Here is an 8,107-nt window from a genome sequence, read left to right on the forward strand (position 1 = left end):
CCGATTCGCGGGTTTCGCCTTCACCGCACTACGGTGCCGATATGCGGGTGGCGATGATGACGCGGGAGTACCCACCGGAGGTCTACGGCGGAGCCGGGGTCCACGTCACGGAGCTGGTCGCCCAGCTGCGCCGGCTGTGTGACGTCGACGTGCATTGCATGGGCGCGACTCGCCCGGGAGCACAGGCCCAGCAGCCCGATCCCCGGTTGCAGGGCGCCAATGCGGCCCTGTCGACGTTGTCGTCGGACCTGATGATGGTCAACGCCGCCTCGGCGGCCACCATCGTGCATTCGCATACCTGGTACACCGGCCTGGCCGGGCACCTGAGCGCGTTGCTCTACGGCATCCCCCACGTGCTGACCGCGCATTCCCTCGAGCCGCTGCGGCCGTGGAAGGCCGAACAGCTCGGCGGGGGCTACCGGGTGTCGACCTGGGTGGAGCACACCGCGGTGCTCGCCGCCGACGCCGTCATCGCGGTCAGTTCCGGCATGCGCGACGACGTGCTGCGCGTCTACCCCGCACTGGATCCCGGACGCGTGCACGTCATCCGGAACGGTGTCGACGCCGACGTCTGGTATCCCGCCGGTCCCGCGGCAGCCGGCGCCTCGCTGCTGGCCGAACTCGGGGTCGACCGGAGCAGACCGATCGTGGCCTTCGTCGGCAGGATCACCCGGCAGAAGGGCGTCGCCCACCTGGTCGCCGCCGCACACCATTTCAGCCCCGGAGTACAGCTGATCCTGTGCGCCGGCGCCCCTGACACCCCGGAACTGGCCGAAGAGGTGCGCAGCGCGGTAGCCGAACTGGCCCGCGCCCGCTCCGGTGTCTTCTGGGTGCAGGAGATGCTTCCCACCGCAGATCTGCGCGAAATCCTCTCCGCCGCTAGTGTTTTCGTCTGCCCCTCGGTGTACGAGCCGCTGGGCATCGTCAACCTGGAGGCGATGGCCTGCGGGACCGCGGTGGTGGCCTCCGACGTCGGCGGCATACCCGAGGTGGTCACCGACGGCATCACCGGTTCGCTGGTCCATTACGAACCCGACGACGCGTGCGGATACCGGGCCGCATTGGCCGAGGCGGTCAACGAGCTGATCGCCGACCCAGGAAAAGCCGAGCGCTACGGCCGGGCGGGACGGCAGCGCTGCATCGAGGAATTTTCCTGGGCCCACGCCGCCGCGCGGACACTGGACGTCTACCAGAGGGTGTGTGCATAGCACCCAGGCCTTTGGGGACCTTTGGCGACCTTTGGCCACGCAGACCTCAGGTGGAGCTGGTGACACCTTTGAGTTCGTCGCCCAGGGCAGCGGCTTCGTCGGGCGTCAACTCGACGACCAATCGGCCACCTCCCTCGAGTGGTACCCGCATCACGATGCCCCGCCCCTCCTTGGTCGCTTCCAAAGGACCATCGCCGGTCCGGGGCTTCATCGCCGCCATCGAGTGCTCCCTCCACAGTCGGGACGGCCCGCTTCCGCGGGCCTGGTAGGCGTCGAGCATGCCCCGCCGGCGAACTTCCTGCCACGCCCGACATCGAACCGCCAAATCACCCCCCCATTGTTCCCTATGGAGGTCACGACGTGCACCAAGACCCTGGTCTCCGGTCTCAGCGGCCCGACGTGGGCACCCAGCACGCACGAATGTGGTCGTCGACCATGCCGGTTGCCTGCATCAGCGCATAGGCGGTGATCGGCCCCACGAAACGGAATCCGCGCCGTTTCAGCTCGTGCGCCATCGCCTTCGATTCGGCAGTGGCCGAGGGGATTTGGCCGGCGTCGGTCGGCCGTGGCCGTGGCTGGGGCGCGAACGACCACAGCAGCCTGGACAGATCGTCCGGAGATCCCAGCTCGGCAGCCGCGCGCGCGTTGGCGATCGTCGCCTCGACCTTGGCCCGGTTGCGGACGATTCCCGGTTCGGCCAGCAGCCGCCGCACGTCGGCATCGGTGTATCCGGCCACCTTCTCGACGTCGAACGCGCAGAACGCGCGCCGGAAATTTTCGCGCTTGCGCAGGATGACCAACCACGACAGACCGCTCTGGAAGGCCTCCAGGCTCAACCGCTCGAACAGCGCCACCCCGTCGCGCACCGGGCGGCCCCACTCCTGGTCGTGGTATTCGCGGTACAGATCGAGATCGGACCCGGGCCGCACCGAAGCCCAGCCGCAGCGAACCAGCTCGTCTTCGCCCACCTCAGTCCTGACGATCCTGGCCGCCCTCCTGTTCCACCGGATCGCGACCGGGACACGTTCTTGGAGCGGCAGCCGACGCATGGGCCGCCGCGAGCTGCCCGCGCAGGGCCTCGAGCTCGCGCGCGAGGCGGTCCAGTACCCAGTCCACCTCACTGGTCTTGTATCCGCGCAACACCTGGGTGAATTTGACGGCGTCGACGTCGGAGCCGGTCACACCGTAAGCGGGCAACACCGTCGCCGTCGTCCCCCGCGGCAGGGGCGGCAGCTGCTCGCCGCGACCGAACAGCAGGCTGGCCGCGCCGAACAGCACAACCGCGACCAGCACCAGCCCGACCAGGTACAGCAACACCAACACCACGTGACCGATACTGCCCTATCGCGCGTATCGCGCCGACAGCCCGGGGATCAACGCGGACGGACGGTCGTCATCGGCGGCCGATCGGCTAGTGACACCGGCGAGGTGCGCTGGGTGAAGCCGAAACCGTCGGAACCGTCGACGAGGAACTGGGTCAGACCCACCCCGGAGTCGGGGATCCCGCAGCGCGAGAGCAAGGTGGCGATCACCTGGCGGCTCATCGCGCCCAGCTCGGCCAACGGCCGGTTACGGTGCGCCCGTATTCCCAGATTGACCTGTGCGATCCCGCCGAGCCCCACCCGGTCGAAGGTGTCGACAAGCAGGCCGATCTCCACGCCGTAGCCCGGGGCGAACGGCAGCGAGGTCAACAGTTCCCGGGTCGCCGCGTACTCACCGCCGAGCGGTTGCAGGATGCAGCCCAGCTCCGGCCGCAGCGCCGCCAGCAGCGGCCGGGCCACCAGCTCGGTGACCCGCCCGCCGCCCGTATCCCCCGCGGCGCCGTCCGCGTCGCCGACCTGCAGAGGCCGCCGATAGACGCTCTTCACCAGCTGGACATCGTCGCCGGTGAGCAGCGGACCGACCAGCCACGGCACGAACATCGGGTGCGGGTCGATCAGGTCGGAGTCGACGAACACCACGATGTCGCCGCTGGTGGCCGCCAGCGAGCGCCACAGCGCCTCGCCCTTGCCGGGCCGGATCGGCACCTCGGGGAGCGCCTGTTCGCGGCTGACGACGCGGGCGCCCGCGGCGATGGCGCGGATCACGGTGTCGTCGGTTGAACCGGAGTCCAGCACGATCAGTTCGTCGATCAGGCCCTCGCCGTCTCGGAGCAGCGGCGAGACGCTCTCGATCACCGATCGGACGGTGTCTTGCTCGTTGAGGGCCGGCAGCACCACCGAGATGGTCCGCCCGGCCTTCGCGGCTTCCAGCTCACCGACGGTCCAGCCGGGCCGGTACCAGCGGTCGGACAACCAGACGTCTCCCGGCCGGCCGGACACTCTCCCCTGCCGGGCCAGTTCGCCGGCGACCATCTCCGATGCCGTCATGCGAGTCCCCTCACCGTGCGCGCCGGCGGGCGAGTTCCCTGGATCGAGGCCACCATTTCCAGTACCCGCCGGGTGGCCGCGACCTGGTGCACCCGAAACATTCGCGCGCCCGCGGCCGCCGCCAGCGCGGTCGCCGCCAGTGTTCCCTCGAGCCGCTCGGTCAATCCCACTCCAAGAGTCTCCCCGACGAAGTCCTTGTTGCTCAAAGCCATGAGCACCGGCCACCCCGTGTTCACGAGATCGCCCACGTGGCGCAACAGCGCCAGCCCGTGGAAGGTGTTCTTGCCGAAGTCGTGGGCAGGGTCGATGAGCACCCTGTCGGGGGCCACCCCCGCCGCCACCGCCTGCTCGGCGGCCTCGGTGACCCGACGGATCACGTCGTCCACCACACCGCGGTCCGACGTGCCGTAGTTCACCCGGAACGGGCGGGTGCGTGGCAGCGCGCCGCCGGTGTGCGAACAGACCAGGCCCGCCCCGAACTCGGCGGCCACTGCGGGCAGGTCCGGGTCGATGCCGCCCCAGGTGTCGTTGATCAGGTCCGCGCCGGCCCGGCAGGCCACCCTGGCCACCTCCGAGCGCCAGGTGTCGGCACTGACCAGCTGGTCCGGGTAGGCGCTGCGCAGCCACTCGATGAACGGCACCAGCCGGGCGATCTCGGTGTCCGCGTCGACGGTTTCACCAGGCCCCGCCTTGACACCGCCCACGTCGATTACGTCGGCGCCGTCGGCGACGGCCCGGTGCACCGCGTCCCTGGCGGCGTCGTCGCTGAAGGTGGCACCGCGGTCGTAGAAGGAATCCGGGGTGCGGTTGACGATCGCCATGATCAGCGGACGATCCCCTGCGACCGGGCGGCCGCACAGAGTGGACTGCACGTATACATGGTGCCTGGCCGCCGCTCGGGCGCGTAACGCCAGGGCGGCTTCCGGCGCGATTCGCGTCGTGGCGTCACGCCCGCCGAACAGGGCCGTCAACCCCGTGGTCGCGCACCTGCCGCCACCTCGTCGGGGTACTCGTCGTAGTACGGCACGTACCCCTCGTCGCGGCCGGCCAGCACATACAGCGGATCCGTGGAGCCGGGGCCAGAAAAGCTGTAGCCCTGCTCGCGCAACTGGACCTTGCGGCTCTTGAAGGTCGTGGTCTGTTCGATCGACTCCACCACCCGCACGAACAACGGCAGCGCGTACGCGGGAAGACGGCCGTACACCGCGCGGGCCAGCGCGTGACCGTCGAACTCGGCGCCCTCGAACAGCTTGACCGCGGCCATCCCGGCGCGCCCTCCGGTGTGGGGAACCTCGACACCGAACACCGTGCAATCCTCGACGGAGTCGTCGCACGCCAGCGCCGCCTCGACCTGCGTGGTGGCGACGTTTTCGCCCTTCCAGCGGAAGGTGTCGCCGAGCCGGTCCACGAAGGCGGCATGCCCCAGGCCTTGCGGGCTCATCACGTCTCCCGAGTTGAACCAGCAGTCACCCTCGCGGAAAGCGTTGCGCACCAACTTCTTTTCGCTGGATTCCTGGTCGGTGTAACCATCGAAGGGCTGCAGCCGATTGACCGGGCTGAGCAACAGGCCGGGTTGTCCGGCCGGAACCCGGCGCACCCGGCCGCTCTCGTCGCGCACCGGCGCGCCGGTATCGGGGTCGTACTCCACGTAGGCCAGCGGCATCGGGAACAGTCCGGTGGTCCTGGGCACGTTGAAGACGTTGATGAACGCGGCGTTGCCCTCACTCGAGGCGTAGAACTCGCAGACGCGGCCGATGCCGAACCGCTTGGTGAACTCGTCCCAGATCTCCGGGCGCAGCCCGTTGCCCGCGATCACCCGGATGTTGTGCGCACGGTCGGTCGGCTTGGGCGGCTGATTGAGCAGGTACCGGCAGATCTCGCCGATGTAGATGAACGCGGTGGCCCCGCCCGCGATCACCTCGTCCCAGAACTTGGACGACGAAAACGACGAGCCCAGCACCAGGGTCGCCCCTGAGTTGATCACCGAGGACAGCGCCACCGTCAGTGCGTTGTTGTGGTACAGCGGCAGGCAGCTGTAGAGCGCGTCGGAGCTTTTCAGCCGCAACCCCACACCGCCGAACGCGGCCAGCGCCTTCAGCCACCGCAGGTGCGTCATCACGCTGGCCTTGGGGAACCCCGTGGTGCCGGAGGTGAAGATGTAGAACGCGGGGTCGCCGGCCCGCACGGCCGAGACGGACGCCGGGTTGCTGGCCAGAGCGCTCACGGCGTATCGCTCGAGGTCTTCGACGGTGAGGATCTCGGTGCTGCCGGCGGCTCCGCACTCGGCGACCGCGCTCACCAGGTCGGTCTCCGCGATCAACACCTTGGCGTCCAACAGGCCGAGGCTGTGCGCCAGCACTTCGCCGCGCTGGTGGTAGTTGACCATGCCGGCGACGGCACCGCATTTGACCGTGGCCAGCGCGGCCAGCACCGTGTTGGGCGAGTTGCGCAGCATGATCGCGACGACGTCGCCCCTGCCGACGCCTCGCCCGGCCAGCACCGCGGCGTAGCGGTTGGCGGTCGCGTTGGCGTCCCGGTAGGTCACTTCCTGGTCGCCGAACCGCAGAAAGACCCGGTCTCCGTGGCGAGCGGCCCGCTCCTGGAACACCGTGCCGATCGACTTCGCCGAACCCGGTCGGGCCAGCAGCCCGGTGAGCGCCCCGCGCACGATGACCGGCGCGTCGGCCAGCACGCCCGGCAGCCTGACTGCGATGTCGGTCAGGCCGACCGCTGTGCGCGCACGCCCGCCGTGTTCGGACACGTCGATTCCTCGATTCCCTACCCGCAGGCCAACTCGGTCAACAGTGCAGCTCGGCGGCCAGCCTATCGGGCGACGATGCGCGCCGGGACGGCCCGCTGCGAAGACCGACGATCCAACCCGTCGGCACAACCGCCAACCCGCCGGCACAACCGGTCGCCGCTGGCTCAGGCGGGCGCACACGCGTCGATCGCGGCACTCACCTTGTCGACCAGCACCAACCGGTCCATCGCCGACTGCGAGACATAACCGCTGTCGTTCAGCCCGCACAACCAGCCCCACAACCCCTGGTAATGCCCCCACGGGTCCAGCAGCACGATCGGCTTGCCGTGTATCCCGAGGTAGCCGGTGGTCCAGGCGTCGAACAGCTCGTCGAGGGTGCCGATACCACCGGGCAGGACGACGAAGGCGTCGGCCAGATCTTCCATCGTGCGCTTGCGGTCGCGCATGGTGTCGCTGACGATCAGCTCGTCGGCGTCGGTGTCGGCGATCTCGTGGCGCATCAGATTCCGCGGGATGACGCCGACGGTGTCCCCGCCGCGGGCCCGCGCCCCGCCGGCCACCGCCCCCATCGCCGAAACCCGGCCGCCGCCCCACACCAGAGTCCAGCCGCGCTCGGCGATCGCCTCGCCGAGTTCGGCGGCCAGGCCGAGCAATTCGGGATGCGTCGGTGTCGACGCGCAGTACACACAGACGGCCCATCTGCCGGTCACGTTGCCTTGCGGGCCCATGTCCGCCAAAGGTAGACCACGACCCGGCGGCGCGCCCACCGATGGGCCCCACCGGGCTCCCGTCCGCAATAGGATCTGACGGTGCCGATTCGCTGGAACGTCCCGCGGCACGCGGCGGCACTGGACCGCTGCAACGACGCCCTGGTCCAGGGCGCCGGAGCCGTCGTGCTCGGGCCCGACGGCGTCGGGAAATCCACCTTGGCGCGGTTGGCCGCCGAGCGCCTCGCCCACCGACGCCCGAGGCTGCTCACCCGGTGGGTCACCGGCACCCCGGGCGAGCGGGCGGTGCCGTTCGGGGCCTTCAGCCATCTGGTCGCGATCGCCGACATCGGCAAGCCGGCCGCGCTGCTGCGGGCGGCCAGAGCCTCACTGGAAAGCGAGCTGGAAGGAGAGGACCTGCTACTGGTCGTCGACGACGCCCACCACCTGGACATCCTGTCGGCCACCTTGGTCTACCAGTTGGCGCTGGCCGGCACGGTCCGGTTGGTCGTCACCGCCCGCGCGGACGCCGCACCGCACACCCCCGAGGCCATTGCGGCGCTGTGGACCGACGATCTGCTGGAGCGCATCGACGTCACGGCGCCCGGCGGGCCGACCGACCCGGTCGAGGTCGACGAGTTCATCGCCGCGTTGCCCGCACGGGCGCGGTCGGTGCTGGACTACCTTGCCGTCGAGGAACCGCTGGCGCTGGCCGACCTGACCGTTTTGGCCGGGGAGGGCGCCGTCTCGCAGGCGCAGGAGTGGGGCGCGGCGGAGACGCGGGAACGCGGCGTACCGGTGGTCTACACCGCGCACCCGCTGTTCGCCGAGCGGGCCCGAGCCGCGCTCGGACCCGACGGTGCCCGGCGACGGCGCACTGAGATCGTCGCGTTGCTGTCCCGGCGTGAGCCCGGGCATCTGTCCGAGCGGCTGCGGCTGGCGTCCCTGGCGCTGGACAGCGACGCCCCGCAGCCGGTTTCCGAGGTGATCGCCGCCGCCGAACAGGCCCTGCGGCTCGGTGACCTCGATCTGGGTGAACGGCTGGCCCGCTCGGCGCTGGAC

8 protein-coding genes and 1 pseudogene are annotated in these 8,107 nt (G+C 70.0%); 2 read left to right on the forward strand and 7 right to left on the reverse strand.

Going from position 1 to position 8,107, the window contains the following annotated elements; all coding sequences use genetic code 11:
* Positions 1 to 41 precede the first annotated feature (41 nt).
* A complete protein-coding gene (gene glgA, locus AC2VOK_RS07855) occupies positions 42 to 1,208 on the forward strand; it encodes a glycogen synthase (protein ID WP_428899963.1) in 1,167 nt (388 codons plus the stop codon).
* A 46-nt stretch (positions 1,209 to 1,254) separates the two neighbouring features.
* Here glgA and AC2VOK_RS07860 read toward each other — a convergent pair whose 3' ends face one another.
* The 7 genes from AC2VOK_RS07860 to AC2VOK_RS07890 form a co-directional block, all read right to left on the reverse strand.
* A complete protein-coding gene (locus tag AC2VOK_RS07860) occupies positions 1,255 to 1,428 on the reverse strand; it encodes a DUF3117 domain-containing protein (protein ID WP_066995255.1) in 174 nt (57 codons plus the stop codon).
* A 166-nt stretch (positions 1,429 to 1,594) separates the two neighbouring features.
* Positions 1,595 to 2,176, reverse strand: a complete 582-nt coding sequence (locus tag AC2VOK_RS07865; RefSeq protein ID WP_428899964.1) for a DNA-3-methyladenine glycosylase I — start codon at positions 2,174 to 2,176, stop codon at positions 1,595 to 1,597.
* Between the two features lies 1 nt (position 2,177).
* The gene (locus AC2VOK_RS07870) at positions 2,178 to 2,534 is read right to left on the reverse strand and encodes a DivIVA domain-containing protein (RefSeq protein WP_428899965.1); all 357 of its coding nucleotides are present in this window, start codon (positions 2,532 to 2,534) and stop codon (positions 2,178 to 2,180) included.
* Positions 2,535 to 2,581: 47 nt separating this feature from the next.
* On the reverse strand, positions 2,582 to 3,577 hold the full coding sequence (locus AC2VOK_RS07875) for a glucosyl-3-phosphoglycerate synthase (protein ID WP_428899966.1): 996 nt from the start codon (positions 3,575 to 3,577) through the stop codon (positions 2,582 to 2,584).
* Complete coding sequence (gene folP, locus AC2VOK_RS07880) at positions 3,574 to 4,398, reverse strand: dihydropteroate synthase (protein WP_428899973.1); 825 nt, start codon at positions 4,396 to 4,398, stop codon at positions 3,574 to 3,576. The genes AC2VOK_RS07875 and folP overlap by 4 nt, the downstream gene beginning before the upstream one ends.
* 146 nt (positions 4,399 to 4,544) lie before the next feature.
* Positions 4,545 to 6,338, reverse strand: a complete 1,794-nt coding sequence (fadD6, locus tag AC2VOK_RS07885; protein ID WP_428899967.1) for a long-chain-acyl-CoA synthetase FadD6 — start codon at positions 6,336 to 6,338, stop codon at positions 4,545 to 4,547.
* A gap of 164 nt (positions 6,339 to 6,502) precedes the next feature.
* Positions 6,503 to 7,066: a TIGR00730 family Rossman fold protein gene (locus AC2VOK_RS07890; protein WP_421529827.1), complete on the reverse strand. Its 564-nt coding sequence runs from the start codon at positions 7,064 to 7,066 to the stop codon at positions 6,503 to 6,505.
* A gap of 81 nt (positions 7,067 to 7,147) precedes the next feature.
* Between AC2VOK_RS07890 and AC2VOK_RS07895 the strand changes: the two are divergent.
* A pseudogene (locus AC2VOK_RS07895) lies at positions 7,148 to 8,107 on the forward strand (AAA family ATPase); the annotation flags it as partial.

The organism is Mycobacterium sp. TH-M116, from assembly GCF_057473685.1.

Bases quoted from the DNA above. Each gene is read 5' to 3' on its own strand.
- glgA (WP_428899963.1), top strand. From the start codon at position 42: ATGCGGGTGGCGATGATGACGCGGGAGTACCCACCGGAGGTCTACGGC.
- AC2VOK_RS07860 (WP_066995255.1), bottom strand. From the start codon at position 1,428: ATGGCGGCGATGAAGCCCCGGACCGGCGATGGTCCTTTGGAAGCGACC.
- AC2VOK_RS07875 (WP_428899966.1), bottom strand. From the start codon at position 3,577: ATGACGGCATCGGAGATGGTCGCCGGCGAACTGGCCCGGCAGGGGAGA.
- folP (WP_428899973.1), bottom strand. From the start codon at position 4,398: ATGGCGATCGTCAACCGCACCCCGGATTCCTTCTACGACCGCGGTGCC.
- AC2VOK_RS07890 (WP_421529827.1), bottom strand. From the start codon at position 7,066: ATGGGCCCGCAAGGCAACGTGACCGGCAGATGGGCCGTCTGTGTGTAC.